Raw genomic sequence first — 24936 nt, forward strand, 5'->3', positions numbered from 1 at the left:
TGCGGTGATTTCGCCTGCCGGGTGGGCGGGGATACGAGTTCCGCCGGAGGTCGTCAGTCGGTCACCGGCCTGCCCGCCCGCCACGGCGAGGTCTCGTCGCTGCCGAAAACGGAGGTCACGGTGGTCGCCGCGCCCGCGTGGAGTTCGACCGGGCCGAGGTCGGGGTCGAGGATCAGGGTGCGGGTGGGCTGGTCGCCGGTGGTCGTCACAGCGCGCGATCATGCAGCATCGCTATCGCACCCGGTCGAAGACACGCCGGGTGAGTGCGTCGAGACATGTCCAGCCCCGTGGATCGGCGCAGCGGTCGTCGACCCGGCCGCTGTCCGCGGCGACCCTACTCGACGGTGGAGGTGAGGGCGCCGACGATGCGTTCGGCCGCGGCGGTGCCGGAGGCGACGCAGGCGGGGACACCGACGCCGTGAAGGTAGGCGCCCGCCACCGCGAGGCCGTCGAGGTCGGCGACGGCGGTCTCCAGGGTGACGATGCGGTCGGTGTGGCCGGGGGCGTACTGGGGCAGACCGCCGGGCCAGCGCTGGACGACGGACTGGAGGGGAGCGATCTCGGTGCCGGTCACCGTGGCCAGGTCGGCGACCGCGGCGGCGACGAGTTCCTCGTCGGACCAGGACAGCGGGGCTTCGTCGCCGAAGCGGCCGAAGGACGCGCGGACCAGGGCGACCTCGCGGGCGCCCAGGTGCGGCCACTTCCGGCTGGACAGGGTGAACGCCTTGGCGCGCAGGGGTTCTCCGGTGGCGACGAGGATGCCCGAGTTGTCCGGCAGGCCGGTGGCGAGCGGCAGCGCCATGGCGACCAGCGCCGAGGAGGACAGGTCGATCTCCCCGGCGGCCGCGGCGGCGACCGGCGACACGTGGTGCAGCAGCCGGGCGGTGACCGGGGCCGGGGTCGCCAGGACGACGGCGTCGACGAGGCCGATCGGGTCGACCACCCACCCCCGGGGCGCGGTGGCCACCCGGGTCGCCGCGAGGGTGGTGACCAGGCGCGCGGCCGACGCCGTGGTCAGGGCGGCGAGCAGGGCGCCGTAGCCGTCGCGCAGGCCGCCGAAGACCGGCGCGGTGCTCGGCGGCGGCAGGGCCTCGCGGACCGCGTCGGTGAGGCTGCGGGCGCCGCGGTCCAGGGCGGCGGCGAGGGTAGGCAGCGCGGCGCGGACGCCGATCGAGGCGCTGGTGCCCGCGTAGACGCCGCCCAGCAGCGGGTCGACACTGCGCTCGACGACCTGCTGCCCGAAGCGATCGGCGACGAGACTGTGCACGTCGACATCGGCACCCGGCGTCCAGTCGAAGGCGCGCTGCGGCTCGGCCGCGACCCGCGCCAGCGTCGCGTCGTCGACGAGCCCGCGCAGGGACTCGGCATCGGACGGGACACCCATCAGCGTGCGCCCGGGCAGCGGATGCGCCGCCCCCTGCGCCCACACCAGCGGCCGCTTGCCCGCGGGGCGGACGAGCTGGTCTGCGATGCCGAGCTCGGTCATCAGCTCGATCACCTCGGGCCTGCGCCCGACGAACGCCTCGGCGCCGAGATCCAGTGGCTCCCCGGCCAATTCGCCGGTGTGCAGCACCCCACCGACCCGCGCGCGCTGCTCGAGCACCACGATGTCGGCCTCGGTGCCCAGCCGCTGCCGCAGTCGATACGCCGCGACGAGCCCACTGATGCCGCCACCGATGATCGCGATCCGCATGCCTCGACCGTAGTCGCGCCCGGACGACCGCCGGAACTCACACCCTCGACGCTGTCACCGGGATCACCACCACGCCCCGGATCTCCGCGAGGGCATCCACGTCGGAACCAGCAGGTAGTACCAAGGCGCGGCCATCGAGCTGTGGACCGGCGGCCGACGACTAGCCCGCCCCGTCCCACCGGACGGGGCGGGCGCGACGGGAATTACAGCGAGTGCACCAGGTCGACGAGCGCGGTCAGCACGCCCGGATCGGTCTCGGGCTGCACGCCGTGGCCGAGGTTGAAGATGTGGCCGGTCGCGCCGAGGGTGATGGCGTCGTCGGCCTCGCGCAGGATGCGACGGGTCTCGGCCTCGACCGCGTCGAACCCGGCGAACAGGATCGCCGGATCCAGGTTGCCCTGCAAGCCTTTTCCGGCGCCGACGCGGCGCACGGCCTCGGTGAGCGGCACCCGCCAGTCGACGCCGACCACGTCCGCGCCCGCCTCACCCATCGCCCCGAGCAGCTCGCCGGTCCCGACCCCGAAGTGGATGCGCGGCACGCCGGCGGCGGCGACCTCGGCGAACACGCGCTCCGAATGCGGCAGCACGAACTCGCGGTAGTCGGCCAGCGACAGCGCGCCCGCCCAGGAGTCGAACAGCTGCACCGCGTCGACTCCGGCGGCCAGCTGGGCCTGCAGGAACGCGATGGTGATGTCGGTGAGCGTGCCGAGCAGGGCGTGCCAGGTCTTCGGGTCGGCGTGCATCATCGCCTTGGTGCGCTCGTGCTGCTTGCTCGGCCCGCCCTCGACCAGGTAGGACGCCAGGGTGAACGGCGCGCCGGCGAACCCGATGAGCGGGGTGTCGCCGAGCGCGTCGGTGAGCAGGCGCACGCCCTCGGCGACCGCGCCGACCTCTTCGGGCCGCAGCCGCGGCAGGGCCCGCACATCGGCCTCGGTCCGCACCGGCGAGGCGACGACGGGGCCGACGCCCGGCACGATGTCGAGGTCGATGCCCGCCGCCTTGAGCGGAACGACGATGTCGGAGAACAGGATTGCCGCGTCGACGCCGTGGCGGCGGATCGGCTGCATGGTGATCTCGCACACCAGCTCGGGGTCGAAGCAGGACTCGAGCATGCCGATGCCCTTGCGCAGCTCCCGGTACTCGGGCAGCGAGCGGCCCGCCTGGCGCATGAACCACACGGGGCGCCTGCTGGGCGTCGCGCCGGTGGCGGCGGCCAGGAAGGGGGCATCGGTCAACCGGCGGCGGGTGTAAGTGCTCATCACCGCCCATCCTAAGCGGCCATCGATGCCGGCTCCGGAGCGCCACCTCACCCCCGATCGGGTGGGGGATCCAGCCACGACCACAGATCGCCGACGGAAATCCCCCGCGTCGCGCATCGCGCATCCCATCGACGCCGAGAATGCGCCCTGCGCAACACAGCCCGCGCACGACGCGCACAGGCGGCGCGCCTCCGACGACGCCGGGCACGCACGGTCTACCGTTTCTCCTCGTGACACCGCTCGACATCCGCGACGGCGCCGCACCGACCGGGGGAACGCCCCGCGAGCCTGCTTCTTTCCGGGCGGCGGTCGATGCGATGGGCACCGCAACCGTGCACCCTCGAATCGAGCTGGCGCCTATCCGTCCCCCGCAACGGTTGGCGCCGTTCTCCTATGCGCTCGGCGCCGAGGTCACCCACCCCGACAGCGCCATCGTGCCGATCGATTCCGAGGGCGACGCCTTCGGCAGGCTGATCCTGCTGCACGACCCGGACGGCGACGAGGCCTGGCACGGCGTGTTCCGGCTGGTCGCCTACATCCAGGCCGACATCGATGCCGCGCTCGCCGCCGACCCGCTGCTGCCCGAGGTGGCGTGGAGCTGGCTGGTCGACTCCCTGGAGTCGCGCGGCGAGCCGTTCACCGCCCTCGGCGGCACCGTCACGGCCACCAGTTCGGTCCGCTACGGCGACATCGCGGGCCCGCCCCGGGCCCACCAGCTGGAGCTGCGCGCCTCCTGGACAGCGATGAACACCGAGATGCGGCGGCACGTGGAGGCGTTCTGCGAGGTCCTGGCCTTCGCCGCCGGACTGCCACCCGCCGGGATCACCCATTTGCGACCGGAGTCCTATACCCGCACCGATCGCCCTTGATCGCCACGTAGAGTTCACGTTTATGCCGGTCGCCGAGGATCCAACCGCAGCAGAGCCCCTGCTCGCCCCTGCCGAGGGGGTGCCACCCGTCCTGGCGACCGCCGACGAGGTCGCCGCGGCGGCCCGCACGCTGGCCGCGGGCACCGGTCCGCTGGCCGTCGACGCCGAGCGTGCGTCCGGTTTCCGCTACTCGGCGCGGGCGTATCTGATCCAGCTGCGCCGCGCGGACGCGGGTTCCTTCCTGATCGATCCGATCCCGGTGACCGACGCGCTGACCCCGCTGGCCGAGGCGATCAACCCGCTCGAGTGGGTATTGCACTCGGCCGACCAGGATCTGCCCGGCCTGGCCGAACTCGGGCTGCGCCCGGCCCGGCTGTTCGACACCGAGCTCGGCGGCCGGATCGCCGGCTACGAGCGCGTCGGCCTGGCCGCGATGGTGGAGAACCTGCTGGGCCGCTCGCTGCGCAAGGGACACGGCGCCGCCGACTGGTCGACCCGCCCGCTGCCCGACGAATGGCTCAACTACGCCGCCCTGGACGTGGAACTGCTGCTGGAACTGCGCGACACCGTCGCCGCCGATCTCACCGACCAGGGCAAGATCGAGTGGGCCGCCGAGGAATTCGAGCACGTCCGCACCATGGATCCGCCCGCGCCCAAGGCCGATCGCTGGCGGCGCACCTCCGGCATCCACACCCTGCGGCGCCCGCGTCAGCTGGCGATCGTGCGGGAACTGTGGACCACCCGCGACGAGCTGGCCCGCGCCCGCGATGTCGCGCCCGCCCGCATCCTGCCCGATGCGGCGATCGTGGCCGCGGCCACCGGCGAACCGCGCAGCATCGCCCAGCTGCGCACCCTGCCGGTCTTCGGCGGCCCGCGCCAGCGCCGCTACTCCCGTGACTGGCTGGCCGCGGTCGAACGCGGCCGCACCCTGCCGGACAAGGAACTCCCCCCGCTGACGCTGCCCTTCGACGGTCCGCCCCCGGTCAACCGCTGGGAACGCCGCGACCCCGCCGCCGCGGCCCGCCTGACCACCGCGCGCGGCGCGATGGGCGAGCTGTCCACCGAGTACGCCATCCCGGTCGAGAACCTGCTCTCCCCCGATCTGGTCCGCAGGCTGTGCTGGGACGGGCTGCCCGACTACAAGAACGTCGGCGAGCCCGACGAGCTGTCGGCCACGATCGAGGAGTTCCTGCGCGCGGGCGGCGCCCGGCCGTGGCAGCGCGCGCTGGCCGTGCCCGCCCTGACCAAGGCACTGACCCCCGACGCCTAGCGCCTCGGCCCCACCGCGGGACGCGGCAGGGCCGAGGGCGCCGGACACCGATCAGGGAGCGGGCTGCGCCTGCTCGACGAACCGGTTGGTGTATGTGGCCGCGAGGTCGATCCGGTCGCGGACCGGGGCCACGTTGCGTGAGTACTGACCGAGGATGCGCAGAACGTTCTGGGCGCCTTCGGTTTTCATGAGGCCGTCACCGTTGAACATGCCGATCGAGTCCCGGATCGACTGCACGTAGAGGGCCGGATCGCTGCCCGCGTACTGCGAGGGCATCGTCGCGGCGATCTCCTCCGGGGTGTGGGTGTCGATCCAGCGCAGGGTCTGCACGAACGCGTTCGCCAGCTTCTGCACGATCTCCGGGTGCGCGGCGACGGTGTCGCACTTCATGTACAGCGAGGAGGCGGGGTACAGGCCGCCGAGCGCGGCGCGGGTCCCTTCCTCGTTGCGCATGTCGGTGAGGATCTTCGCGTCGCCGGACTGCACCATCTTGGCCACGGTCGGGTCGGTGGTCATACCCGCGTCGATGCCGTCGTGGTTCATGCCGGCGATGAAGGTCTGGCCCGCACCGACTTTCACCCGGGTGTAGTCCGAGGTGCTCAGCCCCGCCTGGCCCGCCAGCGCCTGGGTGAGGAAGTCGGTGGACGAGCCCAGCGAGGTGACGCCGAGCTTGCGGCCGCGGAAGTCGGCCGGGGTACGGATGTCCTCGGCGTCGGCGGTGGCGACCAGCTCCACCTCCCCCGGCACGTCGGCGAACTGGACCACGGTCTGCAGGCACTGGTCCTTGGCCTGCAGGTCGATGGTGTGGTCGTAGAAGCCGACCACGGCCTGCACGTCGCCGGTGAGCAGCGCGGTCTCGGCGCTGGCGCCGGACTGTTCACCGAGCAGCTTCACGTCGAGGTCGTTGGCGTCGAAGGCACCGAGCTGCTGGGCCAGCATGGCGGGGAGATAGATCACCTTCTCCAAACCGCCCACCATGATGGTGATCTGGGGCCTGCCGTCGGCCATCGGGATGGTGCGCGAGTCACGGCAGCCGGTGGCCAGCAGCAGCGAGCCGATCGCGAGCAGGGCGACGGCGAGCGTCTTGCGGTACCTCATCGTCTACACCCCGTGCCCGGACTGCGCCTGCGAGGGACGCCATTTCAGCAGCCGGTTCTCCGCGACGCCGATCAACCATTCCGCCATGAGGGCGACCACGGTGATGATGATCATGCCCGCGTAGATGCCCGCCGCGTCGAAGGTGCCCTGCGCGTTGGAGATCAGCAGACCCAAACCCTTGCTGGCACCGGCGTATTCGCCGACGACCGCGCCGATCAGCGCGAAGCCGAAGGCGGTGTGCAGGCTGGACAGGATCCAGGTGGTGGCACTGGGCAGCACGATCGACCCGAGGATCTGGCGCTTGCTCGCGCCGAGGATGCGCGCGTTGTTGATGACATTGCCGTCGACCTCCCTGGCGCCGGTGAAGGCGTTGAAGAACACCGCGAAGAACACCAGCACCACCACGGTCGCCACCTTGGACTCCAGGCCGAGACCGAACCAGATGATGAACAGCGAGGCCAGCACGATGCGCGGAACGGCGTTGAGCGCCTTGATGAACGGCGCGAGCACATCGGCCCAGTAGCGGCTGCGGCCCAGCAGCGTGCCCAGGACGACACCGGCCACGGTGCCGATCACGAAACCGAGCACGGCTTCCTGCACGGTGGTGAAGATCTGCAGCCAGATCGAGCCGAACTGCGTTCCCTCGGTGAACCATTCGACCAGCCGGTCCCAGATGAGCGAGGGCTTGGAGTAGAAGAACGGGTCGATCCACACGCTGGCGACCAGTTCCCACGAACCCAGCCACAGCGCGATGAGCGCGGCCCGCAGACCCCACACCCGCAGCTTGGACCTGCGGTGTTTCGCCTTGACCCGGGCCAGGATCTGGTCCTCGGTCTCCGCCTCGACCTCCGGCACGGTGACCGCGATCTTGTCCATCGTCTCAAGCGACACGGGTCGCTCCCTTCGTGCGCGCCGCCTCGACCTGATCGCGCAGCGTTTCCCAGATTTCCCGGTAGAGGTCGCGGAACTCCTCGGTGAGGCGCACCTCTTCGACATTGCGCGGCCGCTCGAGGGTGACGCGGAAGTCGCCGCACACCGTCGCCGGGCTCGCGGTCATCACCACGACCCGATCGGCCAGGGCGATGGCCTCCTCCAGGTCGTGGGTCACGAAGATCACCGCGGCGTCGGTGCCGGCCCACACCCGCAGCAGTTCGTCCTGCATGAGCTGGCGGGTCTGCACGTCGAGCGCGCTGAACGGCTCGTCCATGAGGATGATCTCGGGCTCGTTGACCAGCGTCTGGGCCAGCGCGACGCGCTTGCGCATGCCACCGGAGAGCTGGTGCGGGTAGTAGTCCTCGAACCCGGCCAGGCCGACGATGCGCACCCATTCGGCGGCCTTCGCCTTGGCCTGCGCCTTCGACACGCCACGGAAGCGCGGGCCGAGGGCGACATTGTCGATGACGCTGCGCCAGGGCAGCACCGCGTCCTGCTGGAACATGTAGCCGATGCCGTCGGGGATGCCGTCGACGTCCTTGCCGCGCACCAGCGTCCGGCCCGCCGAGGTCGGCTCGAGGCCGGACACCAGCGAGAGGGTGGTGGACTTGCCACACCCGGTCGGGCCGACCACGGCGACGAATTCGCCCGCCGCGACCGTGAAGTCGATGTTCTTCACCGCCGTGTGGATGCCACCGTCGGTTCCGGGGAAACGCTTCGTCGCGCCCCGGAGTTCGATGAGTGGATTGCTCATTGCTGCTCCTGTGTCCGGCGCCGCTGCATGTGATGTGCGGCCGCTATCGAAAGATAAGTGGGCTGGGTCACAGGGCGCGCGCTTGTGCGCACAACCAGCGCAACCAGCGATTCCGCAGGTTCTGCGCATTGTGCTCACGCGTTCGGGACGTGCCTAGACTGAGCCGGTGAGGCTGTTCCCCCGGGGCGTCCGGCTGCGGACGCAGATCGTGTTGCTGCAGGTCGCGCTGGTAGCGCTGACCCTGGGGCTCGCGTTCGCGGTGTTCGCCTACCTCAGCGATCAGCGGCTCACCGCCGAGTACGGACAGCGGGCGCTGGCGATCGCGCGGACCGTCGCCAGCGATCCTGTGGTGCGCGCGGAGGTCGCCCGGTACGCGGCCCTGCCGTTGGCGCCGGGACCGCCACTGCGCGCCGAGCTCGTGGCCGGGGACCTCGAGCGGACCGCGGAGGCGGCGCGGCAGCGCACCGGCGCGCTGTTCGTGGTGATCACCGACGACGCCGGGTTGCGCCTGGCCCATCCGGACCCGACCCGGCTCGGCGAGATGGTGAGCACCGATCCGTCGCAGGCGCTGGGCGGGGCCGAGGTGGTGATCAGCGAGCAGGGCACGCTCGGCGATTCGGTGCGCGCGAAAGTGCCGGTGCGCGCGCCGGATTCGGAGCGCGTGGTCGGCGAGGTGAGCGTCGGCATCTCCACCGAGGCCGTCGGCGAGCAGCTGAGCAGCGACCTCAGCAAGGCCGGGGTGCTGGTGCTCGGCGCGCTCTTCGCCGGCATCGCGGGGTCGATCCTGCTGGCCCGGCGCTGGCACGGGCTGACGTTGGGCCTGCAACCCGCGGAGCTGGCCGAGCTTGTGCGCGAACAGGATGTGGTGCTGCACGGGATCGGCGTGGGGGTGGTCGCGGTCGACGACCGGTGGCGCACCACGGTGATCAACGACGAGGCGCGCGCCCTGCTCGGGATCGAGGGTGAGAGCGGCCGTCCGGTGGAGACGATCGGGCTCACCGCCCGCGTGCTCGCGGCGTTCCGGGCCGCCGACGGGCTCCCGGTCCAGGCCGCGGTCGGTGACCGAATCGTGGTGGTCACCGCGCGAATGGTCACCCGCGACGGGCGCTCGCTGGGCGCGGTGCTCGATGTGCGCGACCGCACCGATGTCGAATCGCTGACCCGCCAACTCGACGCGGTGCAGTCGATGAGCACCGTCCTGCGTGCCCAGCGCCACGAATTCGCCAACCGGCTGCACCTGCTCAGCGGGCTGCTGCACGGCGACCGGCCCGGCGAGGCCGCCCGCTACATCGACGAACTGCTCGGCTCCGGCCCCCTCGGCGCCGCCATGCCGGGCATCGACGCGGTCCGCGACCCGTATCTGCAAGCGTTCCTCGCCGCCAAGGCCGCGCACGCCAGGGAGAACGGCGTCCAGCTCCGATTGGGACCGAACACCTGGGTCGACGCGAATCTGGCTGCGCCCGTGGATGTCACGACCGTTCTCGGCAATCTGCTCGACAACGCGATCGACGCGGTCCGCGGGAGTGCCCCGCCGGTTGCACCGGACGACGCGACCCAGAACTCGCCGAAGGTCGCCGGTGTCGACCCCGATCCGACAGCGGCGCCCGCTCGCGAGGTGACCGCACTGCCCCCGGTCGACGCGGCCCGCCGATCGGCCGAAACCCGGACGGATTCACCGGCACTGCCCGCCGGGGAATCCCCCGACCCGACAGCAGCCCACACCGACATCGCACCCGCGGCAGAGTCCGGCGAAGAAACGACCGGGTCGGGGGCCGAACCGCGAGGTCGGCGCGCCGAGTCCGGTTCGCGCTTCGCCGCTCCCGCGGCGGTGGTGGAAGTCGAACTGGTGCAGGAGGGTTCGACGCTGCACATCACGGTGGCCGACAGTGGGGGCGGGGTGGCGCCGGATCTGGTGGACGCTCTGTTCGCGGACGGAGTGTCGACCAAGCCGGGGGTGGGGGTGCCGGGCGGGCGCGGGGTGGGACTCACGCTGTCCAGGCAGGTGGCCAGGGCACTCGGCGGGGATGTGTGGCTGGCGTCGGCGGGGACTCCCGGCGGGGCGCTGACCGGGGCGGAGTTCATCGCGCGCCTGCCGGGCGTGCTGACCGAGGGAGAGCCGACGTGAGCCGGACCGAATTCAGCGTGCTCGTCGTGGACGACGACTTCCGGGTGGCGAACATGCACGCCGGAATCGTCGGGGCGCTACCGGGATTCACCGTCGGCGCGGTCGTCAACACGGTAGCCGCGGCGCGGCAGGCGCTCGCCGAGAACGCCGCCGACCTGGCCCTGGTGGACGTGTACCTGCCCGACGGATCCGGGATCGACCTGGTCCGGGACCTGCGCTGCGATGCCATGATGCTCACCGCCGCCACCGAATCCGCCACGGTGCGGGCGGCGGCATCGGCAGGCGCCCTCGCCTACCTCGTGAAGCCGTTCGACCACACCGTGCTCGCCGCGCGCCTGGCCGGATACGCGCGCTACCGGCGGATCCTCGCGGCCCCGGACGTCACCGCCCGCGACGTCGACGCCGCCTGGGACGCGCTGCGCCCGGCCCCACCCGCGCCCGACCGCGCCACCACCGCGTCCTCCCCCACCCGGGAGCTGGTGCTACGGGCGGCCCAGGCGGCGGACGCGCCGATGTCGGCGGGCGAGATCGCGACCGCGATCGGCATCTCCCGCGCCACCGCCCAGCGCTACCTCGCCGCCCTCGTCACCACCGGCGACCTGCGCATGCAGCTGCGCTACGGCGCGACCGGACGCCCGGAACAGGAGTACTCCCCCGTCCGCCGCCCCTCGTGAACGCGCGACAACCACACCGCACCGCGCGACCCACCGCACCGCAGCCCCGCGCCCACCGCACCACGCGCGACCTCATCGCGGCCCAAGCCGCCGCGACCGCACCGTGATCCGCTGTCGGCGCGGCGCCGACGACACGCCACGGCGCCCGTCCCGAGGTGTACGCGCGGTCACCGATGGGTATTGAACGGGGTTACGCCCCACACGGTTTGGAGTACGGCCTTGACCGACCCGCGCTTTCCGCAGCCCTATCAGCCGCCCCGATTCCCGGCGGGCCCACCCGAACCCAACGCCGTCACCGCCATCTTCGCCGGCATCCTCGCCATCCTCGGCGGCCTGCGCGGCGTGTTCGGCGCGGTGGCCATCCCGTTCCTGACCACCGACGCCGACTTCGACCCGACCGGGTTCTGGAGCAAGATCCAAGTGCTGCTGGGGATTTCGGCGCTGTGCTCGCTCGTCCTGCTCATCGGCGGGATCCTGATGCTGGCGCGCAAGCAGATCTCGCGGGTCCTGATCGGGCTGGGCGGTACCGGCACCCTGGTGCTGTCGGTCGTCACCTCGATAGCGCTGTACAACCATCTGGACGCGCGGACCGATGATTCCACCTCGCTCACCGTGTCCTTCGATTCCGATCTGAGCGTGCTCAACGCGATCGGGTTCCTGTTCAATATCGGACTGCTGGTGCTGACCTTCCTGCCGAGCACGGGTCGCTGGCTGGCGCACCGGCGGCCCGCGTACTGACCGAAATTCCCTCGACCCGGCGACCACTCGGCGCTAGCGTGGCTCCGCGCCCACCGTCACCGTCGAGAGGATCCGCCGTGTCCGAAGCCGAGGCCATCGCCGCCAACCGCGCGAACTGGGACGACCGGGCCGATGTGCACGCGCGCTCACGGATGTACGACGTCGACGCCTTCCTCGCCGATCCGGCCGCGATCTCGTCGGTGGTGCGCAACGACCTCGCGGTCCTGGCGCCGCATCTGCCCGGCACCGGGATCGTCGGGCGTTCGCTGCTGCACCTGCAATGCCATATCGGCACCGACACGGTGTCCTGGGCCCGGCTGGGCGCGGTCGAGGTGCACGGGCTCGACCTGTCACCGAACTCGCTGCGGCACGCGGCCCGCATCGCCGCGGCCGACGGACGCGACATCACCTGGGTCGAGGGCGACGCGCGCTACGCCTCCTCGGTGCTCGACCGGACCTTCGACACCATCGTGACCAGTACGGGCACCATCGTCTGGCTGCCGGAGCTGACCGCGTGGGCCCGCTCCATCCACGACCTGCTCGTTCCCGGCGGCGTGTTCGTCCTTCGTGACGACCACCCGATCCTGGGCGCGATGGAGTTCGGGCCGTGGGAGATCAACGACGACTACCTCGCCGGCGGTGGTGTCCGCACGTACTCCGACGCGGGCACCTACACCGAGGACTCCGCGGGCTCGATCACCCACACCACCAATCACGAATGGCGGCACGACCTGGGCGAGGTCGTGGGCGCGCTGCTCGGCGCGGGCTTGCGGATCGAGGCGCTGCACGAACTGCCCTACATGGATTGGCGCCCGTTCGACGAGCTCGTCGCCGACGAGCGGGGCTGGACGCTCCCGCCGGGGGCACCGCGCATCCCGCTGAACTTCGCCGTCGTCGCCCGGCGCCCCTGAACGCGCCGCGCGCCCGGTGACACTCACCGGGCGCGCGGGATGCGGGGGTTCGGCGTCAGCGCGACTGCAGCCAGCCGCCGATGCGCTGGGCGATGGCCTCGGCGGTCAGTCCCAGTTCCTCGAGGATCTCCCCGCGCGAGGCGTGGTCCAGGAATTGCTGGGGCACACCGAGATCGCGGGTCGGCACGTCGAGACCGGCGTCGCGCAGGCGCGCCGAGAGCGTGGACCCGATGCCGCCGTGCAGGCCGCCGTCCTCGACGGTGACGACGAGACGGTAGTTCTCGGCCATCTTGACCAGCGTGTCCGATACCGGAATGACCCAGCGCGGGTCGACGACGGTGACCGAGATGCCCTGCGGCTCCAGGAGTTCGGCGACCCGCATGGCCGTCTCGGCGAACGGGCCGACCGCCACGAGCAGGACATCGCCGTGCTGGGCCTGCGCCGAGCCCGCGGCCGGGACCGCCAGCCGCAGCACATCGACACCGTCGAGACGCCCCACCGCGGTGATGTCCTCGGCGACACTGCCTTTCGGGAACCGCAGCACCGTCGGGCCGTCGGAGATCGCCAGCGCCTCGGCGAGTTCCTCGCGCAGGGTGGCGCCGTCGCGCGGGGCGGCGACCCGGATGCCGGGGATGATGCCGAGCAGGGAGAAGTCCCACATGCCGTTGTGGCTGGCGCCGTCGGGGCCGGTGATGCCCGCGCGGTCCAGCACCACCGTGACCGGCTGCTTGAGCAGCGCGACGTCCATCAGCAGCTGATCGAACGCGCGGTTGAGGAAGGTGGAGTAGATCGCGACGACCGGGTGCATACCGCCCAGCGCAAGCCCCGCCGCCGAGGCCATCGCGTGCTGCTCGGCGATGCCCACGTCGAACATGCGGTGCGGGAAGCGCTCGCCGAAGGGCGCCAGGCCGGTGGGGCCGGGCATGGCCGCGGTGATGGCGACGATGTCCTCGCGCCGCGACGCGTGGTCGATGAGCTCCTCGGAGAACACCGCGGTCCAGCCCTTGGCCTTCTTGCCCGCGAGCGGGCGGCCGGTGAGCGGGTCGATCGGATCGCAGGCGTGCATCTGGTCGGCGACATGGTTCTCGGCGTGCTCGTAGCCGTTGCCCTTGCGGGTGACCACGTGCACGACGACCGGTCCGCCGAAGTCCTTGGCGCGGCGCATGGCCGCCTCGAGCGCGACCAGGTCGTGGCCGTCGACCGGGCCGACGTACTTCATGCCCAGATCGGAGAACAGCTCCTGCGGGCTCACCGCGTCCTTGATCCCCGCCTTGAGCGCGTGGACCATCGAGTACGCCGAATCCCCCACCGCGGGAATGCTCTTGAGCAGTCGCTTCCCGGCGTCGAGGGCGTGCTCGTAGGCGGGCTGGGTGCGCAGCGCGGTCAACCGGTCGGCGAGGCCGCCGATGGTCGGCGCGTAGGAGCGGCCGTTGTCGTTGACCACGACCACCACCGGACGGTCGGGCGCGCCCGCGATGTTGTTGAGCGCCTCCCAGCACATGCCGCCGGTGAGCGCGCCGTCACCGACGACGGCGACGACGGTGCGGTTCTGCTCGCTCAGCGCGAAGGCCTTGGCCAGACCGTCGGCGTAGGACAGCGCCGCCGAGGCGTGCGAGGACTCCACCCAGTCGTGTTCGCTCTCGGCGCGGCTCGGGTAGCCCGACAGGCCGTCGCGCATGCGCAGCGAGTCGAACCGGTCCTTGCGGCCGGTGAGGATCTTGTGCACGTAGGCCTGATGGCCGGTGTCGAAGATCAGCGGATCGGCCGGGGAGTCGAAGATCCGGTGTAGCGCGATGGTCAGTTCGACCACGCCTAGGTTGGGGCCGAGGTGGCCTCCGGTGGCGGCGACCTTCTGCACCAGGAACTCGCGGATCTCGTCCGCCAGATCCCGCAGTTGCGGCACGCTCAGCCGGCGCAGATCTTCGGGTGAATCCACCCGCGACAGCACTCCCACCTGAACTCGCTCCCTCCGGACTACTGTGTGATCCGCCCAGTGTATTTGGCCGCGCGAGCGGCCCCGGCTCGCGGCCCCTTCCGGGCGCCTCACGCCGAGGATCACAGTCGGGGCGCCGGTCGGCGCGGCACGCCGCTGAACAGGGCGCGCCGCCGCCTGACGCCGTCACCACGGGCCGCGATCGCCTGTGAGGACTATCTCCCCCGCGCGCCCCCACGGGACCGGCCACGCGGCGTCCTAGAGTGGCGCTGTGGCCGAACCGGACGGTGTTGCGCGCACGATCGACCCCGGCGTGGTGGCGGCCATGCTCGACGAGGTGTACGCGGTCTGCCGGGACGACACCTCCGGCGCGCCCGCCGACTACATTCCCGAACTGGCCGCGGTCGCGCCCGACTCGTTCGGGCTGTGCCTGGCCACCGCGGACGGGCTGATCTACCAGGTCGGCGACACCGACATCGGGTTCACCATCCAGTCGATCTCCAAGCCGTTCACCTACGCGCTCGCGCTGGCCGATCGCGGCCTGGACGGGGTGGCCGCGCACATCGACGTCGAGCCGTCGGGCGAGCCGTTCAACGAGATCGCCCTCGAGCCCGACACCCAGCGCCCGAGCAATCCGATGATCAACTCCGGCGCGATCACCGCGGCCTCGCTGATCAGCGGCCGGGACGCCGCCGACAAGTTCGAGCGGGTCCGCCGCTGCTACTCCCGCTTCGCCGGGCGGGAGCTGACGATGGATCAGGCCGTCTACGAGTCCGAGGCGCGCACCGGCTACCGCAACCGCGCGATCGGCTACATGCTGCGCTCGGTCGGCATCATCGACGTCGACCCCGACGACGCGGTCGACCGCTACTTCCGGCAGTGCTCGATCGAGATCACCTGCGCCGATCTGGCCCTGATGGCCGCGACGCTGGCCGACAACGGGGTGAATCCGAAGACCAGGGAGCGAGCGCTGTCGACCGCGCTGACCGAGCGGGTGCTCAGCGTGATGACGACCTGCGGCATGTACAACGCGGCCGGTGACTGGGTGACCACGGTCGGCCTGCCCGCCAAGAGCGGCGTCGGCGGCGGGATCATCGCCGTGCTGCCCGGCCAGCTCGGGATCTCGGTGTACTCCCCGCGCCTGGACGCCCAGGGCAACAGCGTGCGCGGGGTCGCGGCCTGCCGGGAGCTGTCCCGGCGGCTCGAACTGCACTTCTGTCACGTGACCCGCGCCGCGCGCACCGCCATCCGGGCCGACTACTCGGTCGCCCAGGTGCCCTCGCGGCTGCGCCGCTCCCCCGCCGACGCCGCGGTGCTGGCCGACCACGGCGACCGCGCCCGGGTCTACGAACTGCACGGCGACCTGCTCTTCGCGGGCGCCGAGCGCACGGTGCGCTCCATCGAGAGCAAGGTCGGCGACCTCGACGCCCTGGTCGTCGACCTGCGCCGGGTCGGCGAGGTGAGCGCGGTCGCGCGCGAGATGCTCGCGGCGCTGCAGAACGAACTGGTCCGCCGGGGCTGCCGGGTCGCGCTGGTCGATCCCGAGGCCCGGCTCGGGCACGAGGCATCGAGCCTGGACCCCGAGGATCCGCGGGGGCGGGTGTTCATCGACCGCGACACCGCGACCGAGTGGTGCGAGGACATCATCCTGACCAGGCACCGCCCGCCGGGCGCCGATCCCCGCCGCTCGATCCCGCTCGACGAACACCCGCTGCTGGTCGGCCTCGACCCCGACAATCGCACCCGGCTGGGGAAGGACTTCGAATCGCGGACCATCGCGCGCGGCGAGGTGATCGCCGATCGGGGCGACCCGCGCTGCGGACTCTTCCTGATCCTGGAGGGCCGGGTGCGGATGACCTTCCCCGGCACCGACGGGCGCGTGCACCGGCTGGTGACGCTGTCGGCGGGGATGTCGTTCGGCGAGATCCCGATGCTGCTCGGGCAGCCGTTCGTCAACGAGATCATCGCCGAGACGCCGGTGCGGGTGGCGGTGATGCGGCCGGAGGTCTTCGATCAGCTCACCCACGACCACCCGCAGCTGAAACTGGCCCTGCTGCAACGCCTCGCCGCGGGCGCGTACGCGCAGATGGAAGCCGCGGTGCGGACCCTGTCCGGCAACGCGGGCAACTACTGACGGGGAACTCGGGCCCGCGGCGAGACGTTGGGCAGCACAGCATCCTTCGACCGACAGGAGTACCGCGGTGGGCAAGAAATCCTGGCAGGCGAGCACCACGATGGTCGGGCGCGGCACGGTCCGCGCGGTCCCGGATCTGCTCCGGGTCACGCTGTCGGTGGAGTCGCGCGCCGACAGCGTCGCCGCCGCCTACGGCCGCGCCGGTGATCGGGTGAGCGCCGTCGTCGCGGCCCTGCGCGCGGCCGGGGTGAGCGACGCCGACATGGCCACCAGCGGGCTGAGCGTGCGCACCGAGACGGTCTACACCGATCAGGGGCGCAGCGAGATCTCCGGCTACCTGGCCACGACCGGGCTCAGTATCGCCCTGCGGGAGGGCACCGGCACCGAGCCCGCCGAGACGGTGGCGGCCGCGGTCACCGCGGGCGGCGACGATGTCCGCCTGGGTGGCCTGACCCGGGGGATCGCCGATCCCGAGCCGCTGCTCGCCCAGGCCCGCGACGCCGCCTTCGACGACGCGAAGACCAAGGCCGAGCAGTACGCCGCCCGCGCGGGCGTCAGCCTGGGCGCGGTCGTGCAGATCACCGAGGACACGGCCGTGCCGCTCCCCCGCGCCTACGACATCAGCGCCGAGATGGACAGCGCGCCGATGCTCATGGCCCGCGCGAGCTCCCCGGTGCCGGTGGTTCCCGGCGAGACCGAGATCGGCGCGGCCGTCCGGGTCACCTGGGCTCTGGACTGATCCGGGTTCGGTGGCCGCGGGACCGGCGGCGTCCGCTGAGCGTCCAGCGGGGAGCCACTGTCCGCGGTGGCCCGCCGACTCCTCAGCGGTCGAGCAACGCCACGCATTCGACGTGGTGGGTGGCCGGGAACGCATCGAAGGCACGCAGATCGGCGAGGTGGTACCCGGCGTCGAGATACAGGCCGAGGTCGCGCGCGAACGACGCCGGGTCGCAGCCGATGTGGACGATCCGGCGGGGATCGGCGTCGGTGACCGCGGCCACGATCTCCTTGCCCGCGCCCGCGCGCGGCGGATCGAGGACAACGACATCGGGCCCGCCCCCGTCGCCCCGGGTGCGCACCCAGCGTTCGACGCGGTCGGCGCTCAGGTCCAGCCACGGCAGATCACGCAGGGCGGCGACACCGTCGGCGACGGCGGAGCGCGCCGATTCGACGGCGGCGACCGCACCGGTCTGCCCGGTCTGCTCGGCCAGGCGCGCCGCGAATACCCCGACACCGCTGTAGAGATCCCAGCCGGAGCCACCGGGCGCCAGCCCCGACCACTGGGCGACGAGGTCCGAATAGCATTGCGCGGCACCGCGATGCGCCTGCCAGAAGCCCGTGGCCGACAGTTCCCAGCGCCGGCCCGCCACGTATTCCACGGCCCGGCCGGTGCCCGCCATCACCCACTCCTCGCGGGGCGCGTTGGTGGCCGACTTGCGGGCGGCGGCCCGGTCCCGGACCGCGCCGCGCTCGTCACCGCCGGGGCCGCCGGACTCCCGGCGACGAGTCGGTCGCTGACCACGGCCGCGGCCCGCACCGCGTGGCGTCGCCGGGCGGCCGCCGGGCTGCGCGGTGTCGGGCACCGCGGCCAGTTCCACGATGTGGCGCACACCGTCGCCGTCGACGGCGACGACCAGGTCCGAGCCCGGCGTCCAGAGCCGGTCGGCGATGCCGTCGAGCGCGCCCGGCACCGGCTGCGGGCACCGCAGGTCCGCGATCACGTCGGTGCTGCGGAACCGGTGCACCCCGGCCCGGCCCGCCCCGTCGACGACCAGCCGCACGCGCGTGCGCCAGCCACCGGTGTCCGTGCCGGCATCCCCGGCGATCGGCTCGACCGTCACCTCCCGGTCCACCCCGGCCAGCCTGCGCAGCTGCTCGGCCACCACGGTGGCCTTGAGCACGCGCTGCGCGGCGGGGGTCGCGAAGGAGAAATCGCAGCAGCCCGCGCCGCCCGGCCCGGACACCGGGCAGGTGGCGGGCACCCGATCCGGCGACGCCTCGATGATCTCGACCGCGTCGGCCCGGCAGAACGACCCGCCCCGATCCTCGGTGACCCGCGCGCGTACCAGCTCGCCCGGCAGGCCGTGGCGCACGAACACCACGCGGCCCTCGTGCCTGCCGACACAGAATCCGCCGTGCCCCGGCGGCCCGAGCCGGATCTCGAATTCCTGTCCGCGCCACTTGCTCATCGGCGACGACCCGGCTCTTCGAACCCGCGCCGCACCGACCCCGGCGCGTTCCCCTCGGCGGCCTGCTTGGCCCGGGCGGAGGAACTGAGCTGCCACGGCACACTGGTGACCATCACGCCCGGCTCGAACAGCAGCCTGCCCTTGAGCCGCAGCGCGGACTGGTTGTGCAGCACCTGCTCCCACCAGTGCCCGACGACGTACTCGGGGATGAACACGGTGACCACGTCGCGCGGCGCGTCCTTGCGGACCCGCTTCACATAGTCCAGCACGGGCTTGGTGATCTCGCGGTACGGCGATTCGATCACCTTCAGCGGGACGTTGATCTCGCTGTTCTCCCACTCGCGTACCAGCCGGCGGGTGTCGGCGTCGTCGACGTTGACCGTGATCGCCTCGAGCGTGTCCGGGCGGGTCGCGCGGGCGTAGGCCAGCGCGCGCCGGGTCGGCAGGTGCAGTTTGGAGACCAGCACGATGGAGTGGGTGCGGCTGGGCAGCACGCCGTCCCAATCGGATTCGTCGAGTTCGCGCGAGACCGAGTCGTAGTGCTTGCGGATGAGCTTCATCACGATGAAGATCGCCACCATCGTGATGATCGCGATGTAGGCGCCCGCGAAGAACTTGGTGATCAGCACGATCACCAGCACGGTGCCGGTCGCGGTGAGGCCGACCGCGTTGATCACCCTGGACCGCTTCATCTTCGAGCGCTGCGCCGGATCGGTCTCGGTGCGCAGCAGCCGGGTCCAGTGCCGCAGCATGCCGGTCTGGCTCAGCACGAACGAGACGAACACACCGACGATGTAGAGCTGGATGAGCTTGGTCACCTCGGCGCCGAACAGCACGACGAACGCGATCGCGGCGCCGGACAGGAACAGGATGCCGTTGGAGAAGGCCAGCCGGTCGCCGCGGGTGTGCAGCTGACGCGGCAGGTAGCGGTCCTGGGCGAGGATCGAGCCGAGCACCGGGAAACCGTTGAACGCGGTGTTGGCGGCCAGCACCAGGATCAGCGCGGTGACGATGGTGATGAAGAAGAAGCCGATCGGGAAGCCGTGGAAGACGCTCTCGGCGATCTGCGCGATCAGGGTCTTCTGGTGGTAGTCGGCGGGCGCCCCGACCAGGTTCGCGGTGTCGTGGGCGTAGACGATGCCGATCTTCTGCGCCAGGATGATGATGCCCATCAGCAGCACGATCGCGATGGTGCCCAGCATCAGCAGCGTGGTCGCGGCATTGCGCGACTTGGGCTTGCGGAAGGCGGGCACGCCGTTGCTGATCGCCTCGACACCGGTCAGCGCGGCACAGCCGGAGGAGAAGGCGCGGGCGATGAGGAAGGCGAAGGCCAGCCCGTAGAGGTGCTCGTCCTCGGCGTTGAGCCCGAACCCGGCCGATTCGGCCTGGATGTCGTCGCCCAGCACGAAGATCCGGAACATGCCCCAGCCCAGCATGACGAACATGCCGACGATGAAGGCGTAGGTCGGGATCGCGAACGCGGTGCCCGATTCGCGGATACCGCGCAGATTGATCGCGGTGAGGATCGCGATCGCCACCACCGCGAACAGCACCTTGTGCGTCGCGACGAACGGGATCGCCGAGCCGATGTTGGAGGCCGCCGAGGAGATCGACACCGCCACCGTGAGCACGTAGTCGACCAGCAGCGCGCTACCGACGGTCAGTCCGGCGTTGGGGCCCAGGTTCTTCGTCGCGACCTCGTAGTCGCCACCGCCCGAGGGGTAGGCGTGCACGTTCTGCCGATAGCTGGCGACCACCACGGCCATCACGAACGCGACGGCGACACCGACCCAGGGGGCGTACATGTAGGCCGAGATGCCCGCGGCCGAGAGCACCAGGAAGATCTCCTCCGGCGCGTAGGCCACCGACGACATGGCGTCGGAGGCGAACACCGGCAGAGCGATACGTTTGGGCAACAGCGTGTGGCCGAGCGAATCGCTGCGGAACGGCCTGCCGAGCAGCAATCGCTTGGCTGCCGTCGTCAACTTGGACACCGGGCTGAGCATAGAGGAGATCGCGGTCGCCTTCGCGCGCACGTCGGCGGCGCACGAGGGCGGTGTCGTGATTGTTTGTGCCGCGTCGCCCGGGGGAAAATGGGCGATGGGAGCATCCGGCGGGTACGGTCCAAGCCGGATGCCACGGGTTGGCCAGGAACGAGGGTGCACGGTGTACGTAGTGATCATGGGGTGCGGACGGGTCGGCTCGTCGCTGGCGCGCGCTCTGGTCCGGGTGGGACACGAGGTCACGGTGATCGACCGCGATCCCAGCGCGTTCCGCCGGCTGGGCGAGGGCTTCACCGGGCAGGAAGTGATCGGTGTCGGTTTCGACCGGGATGTGCTGACCCGCGCGGGAATCGAACGTGCCGACGCCTTCGCCGCCGTGTCCTCGGGTGACAATTCCAACATCATCTCGGCCCGGGTGGCCAGGGAGATGTTCGGCGTCGAGCGGGTCGTCGCCCGGATCTACGACGCCAAGCGCGCCGAGGTCTACGAGCGGCTCGGCATCCCGACGATCGCGACGGTCCCGTGGACCACCGACCGGTTCCTGCGCACCCTCATCGGCGACAACTCGACCACCACCTGGCGCGATCCCACGGGCGCGGTGGCGGTCACCCAGCTCACCCTGCACGAGGACTGGTCCGGCCGCACGGTGCGCGATCTGGAGCGCGAGCTCGGGGTCCGCGTGGCGTTCATCCTGCGCTTCGGCCAGGGTCTGCTGCCCGACTCCAAGACCATCGTCCAGGCCGACGACGTGGTCTACGTCGCGGCGACCTCCGGCAGTGTCGGTGAGGCGGTCGCCATGGCCGCCAAGGCTCCCACGAACGAGGACTGAAGAACATGAAGGTGGCCATCGCCGGAGCGGGCGCCGTCGGGCGCTCGATCGCCAGGGAACTGCTACGCGGCGGGCATCGGGTGATGCTGCTGGAGCGTCAGCTCGACCACATCGACCCGCCCGCCATCCCGGACGCCGTGTGGGTGCACGCCGACGCCTGTGAGCTGTCGCTACTGGAGAACGCGGGACTCGAGACCTACGAGGTCGTCATCGCCGCCACCGGCGACGACAAGGCCAACCTGGTGCACAGCCTGCTCGCCAAGACCGAGTTCGGGGTGCGCCGGGTGGTCGCGCGGGTCAACGATCCGCGCAACGAATGGCTGTTCAACGAGTCGTGGGGCGTCGACGTGGCGGTGTCGACGCCGCGGCTGCTCGCCTCGCTCGTCGAGGAAGCCGTCTCGGTCGGCGATCTGGTGCGGCTGATGACGCTGCGGCAGGGCCAGGCCAACCTGGTCGAGATCACCCTGCCCGCCGACACCCAGCTCGCGGGCAAGCCGGTCCGCAGCCTGGTCATGCCGCGCGACACCGCCCTGGTGACCATCCTGCGCGGCGGCCGGGTCATCGTGCCCCAGCCCGACGACCCGTTCGAAGGCGACGACGAACTGCTGTTCGTCACCTCGGTGGAGGCCGAAGAGGACCTGCGCCTCACCCTGGCCACCCACGGCATCAAACCGTAACTCCCCGATACGGTTCCCGACGCGCGGGCGGCGCGGACGATTCAGGCGACCTTCAGCTCCGCGCGCAGCTTGTTGAGCGCGCGGTGCTGCATCACCCGCACGACGCCGGGGCTGGTGCCGATGGCCTCGGCGGTCTGGGCCGCGCTCCAGCCGAGCACGATCCGCATCACCAGCACCTCGCGGTGGTTGGGCGCGAGCACCTGCATGAGGTCGCGGGTGGCCGCGCGGCGCTCCAGCGCCAGCGCCCACTCCTCCGGGCCCGCGGCGCCGCACGCGGCATCGGGCAGTTCGGCCATCGGGTAGGCGGTGTGCTTGGCGCGGCGGAACGCGTCGGAAACCTTGTTGGCGGCGATCCCGTAGACGAAGGCCAGGAACGACTTGCCCTGATCGCGGTAGCGCGGGATGGCCGTCACGGTGGCCATCAGCACTTCCTGGGTGACGTCGTCGGCGGTGACGGTGAGATGCCCGGTGGCGCCCATCCGGGCCGAGCAGTAGCGCCGGACCAGCGGGTGCACCAGGCGCACGATCTCGGCGACGGCATCGCGATCACCGGCCGCGGCGGGGCCGATCAGCGCGTCCAGCTCGGCTCCGATGCGCTTGCTCTCCGACAGCACGGAGGCGTTCGACTTCTTCGAGACGTCGGGGCGATGCTCGGTAGCCATCATGGTCGCCGGTCCTTTCACGATCACTGCGTTTTTCGGTACGCATTGATCGTGCGACGAACTCGACGGTGCTACCAGGCACCCCAGGGTGGGTACTTCCCCACCTCCGAAAGTGGGGCCGGTCACGCCTCAGGCGCGGGCGGAATCCGTTCCGGCGCCGGATTTCTCGATCGGCAGGTGGCCGGCCCGGCGCACCGCCCACACGGTGACCACCAGGGCCACCGCGGTCAGCGGCCAGCCCATGCCGATCCTGGCCACGGCCAGCCAGGTGGTGTGGTCGGTGTCGTAGAGCTGGGACTGCACCAGGTAGCGGGCGCCGAAGACGACCACCCACACGACGGTGGCCAGGTCGTAGAGCCTGCGGATGCGCCGATCGGCCCGCCAGCCGGTGCCGTGCCCGTTGAGCGCGCCCCAGATCACCCCGACCAGCGGCCGGCGGAACAGGATCGACAGCGCGAACACCCCGCCGTACACGAGGCTGGTGTAGATGCCGAACAGGAAGAATCCCTTGGCCTCGCCCATCCGGTAGGCGATGAACGCGCACACGCCGACGCCGAGGAAGCCCGAGATCGCGGGCTGCACGGGGCTGTGCTTGTACAGCCGCCACCCCAGCACGCCCGCGGCGACGCCGAGGGCGGCCCAGATGGCCGCGGTGAGTCCGGCGAAGGTGTTCACCGGGACGAACACCAGCACGGGCAGGGTGGAGTAGATCAGGCCGCTGATGCCGCCGAGCTGCTCGAGCAGCGTCTGTTCGGCCTGCTCGACCTCGGCGTCCACCGCGGGGTCGACCGGCTCATCGGTCGCCACCGGCAGCGCCACGGTGGGCTCGGGGTCCGCCTCGATGCGGTACTCGTCGCTGGAGGGCATACGTCAGCTGTTCCCGCGCAATTCGTAGTAGGGGTTGAAGATCACCTTGCGGCCGTCGCGGTCGCCGACGCGACCACGGACCAGGATCCGCCGGCCCGGCTCGATACCGGGGATCCGCCTGCGGCCGATCCAGACCAGAGTGATCGCGTCGGTGCCGTCGAAGAACTCGGCCTGCACGGTCGCGCCCGCGGCCTTGGGACACGCCTCGACGCTGCGGAGTCGGCCCAGGATGGTGGCTTCCTCACCGCGACAACAATCCACCGCGCGCCGGGCACCGGAGGCATCGGCCGTCTCCGCCAGTTCCTCGGCGTCGAGCTGGTCGATATCCGCGGTCAAACGGCGACCGAGTCGACGAAAATATCCCGAGTCCGGACCCGATCCCGACTTGTGTCCGCCCGTGGATGACGACATGGCACGCTTCTCCCGCTAGTTGGCCGTACACCGCCACTGTAGATGGGCAAACGATCGGCCGCTACGCTCGGTCCGTGTTGCGCTCCCCATCCCAGGTCACCGTGGTCGCCCTGCCCGGAACCGGTTCCGACGCCGATTTCGCCGCCCGTGCGTTCGGACCGGCAGCGGCCGCGCACGGACTGGCGTTCCAGGCCGTCGAACCGGACCCCCAGGCCGTGATCGCGAGCTGTACCGCGGCTTTGGGTGCCGCCGCGGCCCGCGGCCCCGTCCTGGCCGCAGGGATCTCCCTCGGCGCCGCGATCGCGCTCGACTGGGCAGCCGGGCAGCCGACCGCGGTGGTCGGTGTCATCACGGCATTACCCGCCTGGACGGGTGCCGAAACCGCCGCCTGCCCGGCCGCGCTCAGCGCGTCGGTTACCGCCGAGCAACTGCGCGCCGACGGACTGGACGCGGTGATCGAGCGGATGCGCGCCTCCAGCCCGGCCTGGCTGGCCGACGCGCTCACCCAGTCCTGGCGCGGCCAGTGGCCGCACCTGCCGCGCGCGCTCGACGAGGCGGCCGCCTACGCCTGGCCGACACTCGAACGGCTGGCGGACACCCGTGTGCCGGTCGCCGTGGTCGGCGCGAGCGACGACCCGATCCACCCGATCGCCGTGGCCGAACAGTGGGCCGCGACGCTGCCACAGGCGCGGCTGCGTCGAGTGACCCTGGACGAGCTCGGTGCCGATCCAGCGGTACTCGGACACGCGGGCTTCGCCGAACTGGACGCGATCGGCCGATTCGGCGCCCACTCTGCGGGACAACTGATTTCGCGAGCACACGGGTAACTCGCCGGGCACGTCCAGCACGCCACCCACCCCGGACCGCCGGCCCGGTCGGCAGCCGACTACCTCCCCACGACCGGCAG

General features: G+C 71.5%; 23 protein-coding genes. 11 read left to right on the forward strand and 12 right to left on the reverse strand.

Annotation, left to right across the window (positions count from 1 at the left end; genetic code table 11):
• Positions 1-53: 53 nt before the first annotated feature.
• The 3 genes from AB0L91_RS01450 to hemE form a co-directional block, all read right to left on the reverse strand.
• Positions 54-209 carry a hypothetical protein gene (locus tag AB0L91_RS01450; RefSeq protein ID WP_365006848.1) on the reverse strand — a complete coding sequence of 52 codons (156 nt, stop codon included), beginning with the start codon at positions 207-209 and terminating at the stop codon, positions 54-56.
• Positions 210-334: 125 nt separating this feature from the next.
• Positions 335-1693, reverse strand: coding sequence for a protoporphyrinogen oxidase (locus tag AB0L91_RS01455; protein ID WP_365006849.1), 1359 nt, complete (start codon positions 1691-1693; stop codon positions 335-337).
• A gap of 203 nt (positions 1694-1896) precedes the next feature.
• Entirely contained in the window at positions 1897-2952 is a 1056-nt protein-coding gene (hemE, locus tag AB0L91_RS01460; protein WP_355277481.1) for a uroporphyrinogen decarboxylase, read from the reverse strand.
• A 317-nt stretch (positions 2953-3269) separates the two neighbouring features.
• Here hemE and AB0L91_RS01465 point away from each other — a divergent pair, with 317 nt between their 5' ends.
• Both AB0L91_RS01465 and AB0L91_RS01470 read left to right on the forward strand, forming a co-directional pair.
• On the forward strand, positions 3270-3821 hold the full coding sequence (locus AB0L91_RS01465) for a DUF3000 domain-containing protein (RefSeq protein ID WP_357345715.1): 552 nt from the start codon (positions 3270-3272) through the stop codon (positions 3819-3821).
• A 22-nt stretch (positions 3822-3843) separates the two neighbouring features.
• Positions 3844-5091 (forward strand): HRDC domain-containing protein, encoded by a 1248-nt coding sequence (locus AB0L91_RS01470; protein WP_365006850.1) that lies wholly within the window; start codon positions 3844-3846, stop codon positions 5089-5091.
• Positions 5092-5142: 51 nt separating this feature from the next.
• Here AB0L91_RS01470 and AB0L91_RS01475 read toward each other — a convergent pair whose 3' ends face one another.
• The 3 genes from AB0L91_RS01475 to AB0L91_RS01485 are packed head-to-tail and all read right to left on the reverse strand — an operon-like array spanning position 5143 to position 7876.
• The gene (locus AB0L91_RS01475) at positions 5143-6189 is read right to left on the reverse strand and encodes an ABC transporter substrate-binding protein (RefSeq protein WP_365006851.1); all 1047 of its coding nucleotides are present in this window, start codon (positions 6187-6189) and stop codon (positions 5143-5145) included.
• 3 nt (positions 6190-6192) lie between these two features.
• The gene (locus AB0L91_RS01480; RefSeq protein ID WP_355277490.1) at positions 6193-7080 is read right to left on the reverse strand and encodes an ABC transporter permease; all 888 of its coding nucleotides are present in this window, start codon (positions 7078-7080) and stop codon (positions 6193-6195) included.
• The gene (locus AB0L91_RS01485) at positions 7070-7876 is read right to left on the reverse strand and encodes an ABC transporter ATP-binding protein (RefSeq protein ID WP_365006852.1); all 807 of its coding nucleotides are present in this window, start codon (positions 7874-7876) and stop codon (positions 7070-7072) included. Before AB0L91_RS01485 ends, AB0L91_RS01480 begins: the two co-directional genes overlap by 11 nt.
• 166 nt (positions 7877-8042) lie before the next feature.
• On the opposite strand from AB0L91_RS01485, the gene AB0L91_RS01490 reads away from it, so the two are divergent.
• The 4 genes from AB0L91_RS01490 (at position 8043) to AB0L91_RS01505 (ending at position 12324) form a co-directional block, all read left to right on the forward strand.
• Positions 8043-10001, forward strand: coding sequence for an ATP-binding protein (locus tag AB0L91_RS01490; RefSeq protein WP_365006853.1), 1959 nt, complete (start codon positions 8043-8045; stop codon positions 9999-10001).
• The gene (locus tag AB0L91_RS01495; protein ID WP_365006854.1) at positions 9998-10675 is read left to right on the forward strand and encodes a response regulator; all 678 of its coding nucleotides are present in this window, start codon (positions 9998-10000) and stop codon (positions 10673-10675) included. The genes AB0L91_RS01490 and AB0L91_RS01495 overlap by 4 nt, the downstream gene beginning before the upstream one ends.
• Positions 10676-10894: 219 nt before the next feature.
• Positions 10895-11413, forward strand: a complete 519-nt coding sequence (locus tag AB0L91_RS01500) for a hypothetical protein (RefSeq protein ID WP_365006855.1) — start codon at positions 10895-10897, stop codon at positions 11411-11413.
• Between the two features lie 77 nt (positions 11414-11490).
• Entirely contained in the window at positions 11491-12324 is an 834-nt protein-coding gene (locus AB0L91_RS01505; protein ID WP_365006856.1) for a class I SAM-dependent methyltransferase, read from the forward strand.
• A 55-nt stretch (positions 12325-12379) separates the two neighbouring features.
• Here the strand turns inward: AB0L91_RS01505 and dxs are convergent, their stop codons facing one another.
• Positions 12380-14278, reverse strand: coding sequence for a 1-deoxy-D-xylulose-5-phosphate synthase (gene dxs, locus AB0L91_RS01510; protein ID WP_365006857.1), 1899 nt, complete (start codon positions 14276-14278; stop codon positions 12380-12382).
• A 304-nt stretch (positions 14279-14582) separates the two neighbouring features.
• On the opposite strand from dxs, the gene glsA reads away from it, so the two are divergent.
• Positions 14583-16391 (forward strand): glutaminase A, encoded by a 1809-nt coding sequence (glsA, locus tag AB0L91_RS01515; protein ID WP_365011132.1) that lies wholly within the window; start codon positions 14583-14585, stop codon positions 16389-16391.
• 67 nt (positions 16392-16458) lie between these two features.
• The gene (locus tag AB0L91_RS01520) at positions 16459-17130 is read left to right on the forward strand and encodes an SIMPL domain-containing protein (RefSeq protein WP_365006858.1); all 672 of its coding nucleotides are present in this window, start codon (positions 16459-16461) and stop codon (positions 17128-17130) included.
• An 82-nt stretch (positions 17131-17212) separates the two neighbouring features.
• Here AB0L91_RS01520 and AB0L91_RS01525 read toward each other — a convergent pair whose 3' ends face one another.
• Positions 17213-18580 carry a TRAM domain-containing protein gene (locus tag AB0L91_RS01525; RefSeq protein WP_365006859.1) on the reverse strand — a complete coding sequence of 456 codons (1368 nt, stop codon included), beginning with the start codon at positions 18578-18580 and terminating at the stop codon, positions 17213-17215.
• Positions 18577-20574 carry an APC family permease gene (locus AB0L91_RS01530; RefSeq protein ID WP_357344751.1) on the reverse strand — a complete coding sequence of 666 codons (1998 nt, stop codon included), beginning with the start codon at positions 20572-20574 and terminating at the stop codon, positions 18577-18579. Before AB0L91_RS01530 ends, AB0L91_RS01525 begins: the two co-directional genes overlap by 4 nt.
• Positions 20575-20746: 172 nt before the next feature.
• On the opposite strand from AB0L91_RS01530, the gene AB0L91_RS01535 reads away from it, so the two are divergent.
• On the forward strand, positions 20747-21412 hold the full coding sequence (locus AB0L91_RS01535; protein ID WP_355277516.1) for a TrkA family potassium uptake protein: 666 nt from the start codon (positions 20747-20749) through the stop codon (positions 21410-21412).
• A 5-nt stretch (positions 21413-21417) separates the two neighbouring features.
• Positions 21418-22089, forward strand: a complete 672-nt coding sequence (locus tag AB0L91_RS01540; protein ID WP_218716949.1) for a TrkA family potassium uptake protein — start codon at positions 21418-21420, stop codon at positions 22087-22089.
• A gap of 41 nt (positions 22090-22130) precedes the next feature.
• Here the strand turns inward: AB0L91_RS01540 and AB0L91_RS01545 are convergent, their stop codons facing one another.
• The 3 genes from AB0L91_RS01545 to AB0L91_RS01555 form a co-directional block, all read right to left on the reverse strand.
• The gene (locus AB0L91_RS01545; RefSeq protein ID WP_355277519.1) at positions 22131-22751 is read right to left on the reverse strand and encodes a sigma-70 family RNA polymerase sigma factor; all 621 of its coding nucleotides are present in this window, start codon (positions 22749-22751) and stop codon (positions 22131-22133) included.
• Between the two features lie 129 nt (positions 22752-22880).
• Complete coding sequence (locus tag AB0L91_RS01550; protein ID WP_365006860.1) at positions 22881-23618, reverse strand: DUF3159 domain-containing protein; 738 nt, start codon at positions 23616-23618, stop codon at positions 22881-22883.
• 3 nt (positions 23619-23621) lie between these two features.
• Positions 23622-24029, reverse strand: a complete 408-nt coding sequence (locus AB0L91_RS01555; RefSeq protein WP_019047972.1) for an OB-fold nucleic acid binding domain-containing protein — start codon at positions 24027-24029, stop codon at positions 23622-23624.
• A 74-nt stretch (positions 24030-24103) separates the two neighbouring features.
• Here AB0L91_RS01555 and AB0L91_RS01560 point away from each other — a divergent pair, with 74 nt between their 5' ends.
• A complete protein-coding gene (locus AB0L91_RS01560; protein WP_365006861.1) occupies positions 24104-24856 on the forward strand; it encodes an alpha/beta hydrolase in 753 nt (250 codons plus the stop codon).
• Positions 24857-24936 lie beyond the last annotated feature (80 nt).

The sequence above is a fragment of the Nocardia sp. NPDC051833 genome, from assembly GCF_040681225.1.
Lineage (GTDB): Bacteria > Actinomycetota > Actinomycetes > Mycobacteriales > Mycobacteriaceae > Nocardia.

Bases quoted from the DNA above. Each gene is read 5' to 3' on its own strand.
- AB0L91_RS01475 (WP_365006851.1), bottom strand. From the start codon at position 6,189: ATGAGGTACCGCAAGACGCTCGCCGTCGCCCTGCTCGCGATCGGCTCG.
- AB0L91_RS01485 (WP_365006852.1), bottom strand. From the start codon at position 7,876: ATGAGCAATCCACTCATCGAACTCCGGGGCGCGACGAAGCGTTTCCCC.
- AB0L91_RS01550 (WP_365006860.1), bottom strand. From the start codon at position 23,618: ATGCCCTCCAGCGACGAGTACCGCATCGAGGCGGACCCCGAGCCCACC.
- AB0L91_RS01525 (WP_365006859.1), bottom strand. From the start codon at position 18,580: ATGAGCAAGTGGCGCGGACAGGAATTCGAGATCCGGCTCGGGCCGCCG.
- AB0L91_RS01470 (WP_365006850.1), top strand. From the start codon at position 3,844: ATGCCGGTCGCCGAGGATCCAACCGCAGCAGAGCCCCTGCTCGCCCCT.
- AB0L91_RS01455 (WP_365006849.1), bottom strand. From the start codon at position 1,693: ATGCGGATCGCGATCATCGGTGGCGGCATCAGTGGGCTCGTCGCGGCG.
- hemE (WP_355277481.1), bottom strand. From the start codon at position 2,952: ATGAGCACTTACACCCGCCGCCGGTTGACCGATGCCCCCTTCCTGGCC.
- AB0L91_RS01545 (WP_355277519.1), bottom strand. From the start codon at position 22,751: ATGGCTACCGAGCATCGCCCCGACGTCTCGAAGAAGTCGAACGCCTCC.
- AB0L91_RS01540 (WP_218716949.1), top strand. From the start codon at position 21,418: ATGAAGGTGGCCATCGCCGGAGCGGGCGCCGTCGGGCGCTCGATCGCC.
- AB0L91_RS01555 (WP_019047972.1), bottom strand. From the start codon at position 24,029: ATGTCGTCATCCACGGGCGGACACAAGTCGGGATCGGGTCCGGACTCG.
- glsA (WP_365011132.1), top strand. From the start codon at position 14,583: ATGCTCGACGAGGTGTACGCGGTCTGCCGGGACGACACCTCCGGCGCG.
- AB0L91_RS01465 (WP_357345715.1), top strand. From the start codon at position 3,270: ATGGGCACCGCAACCGTGCACCCTCGAATCGAGCTGGCGCCTATCCGT.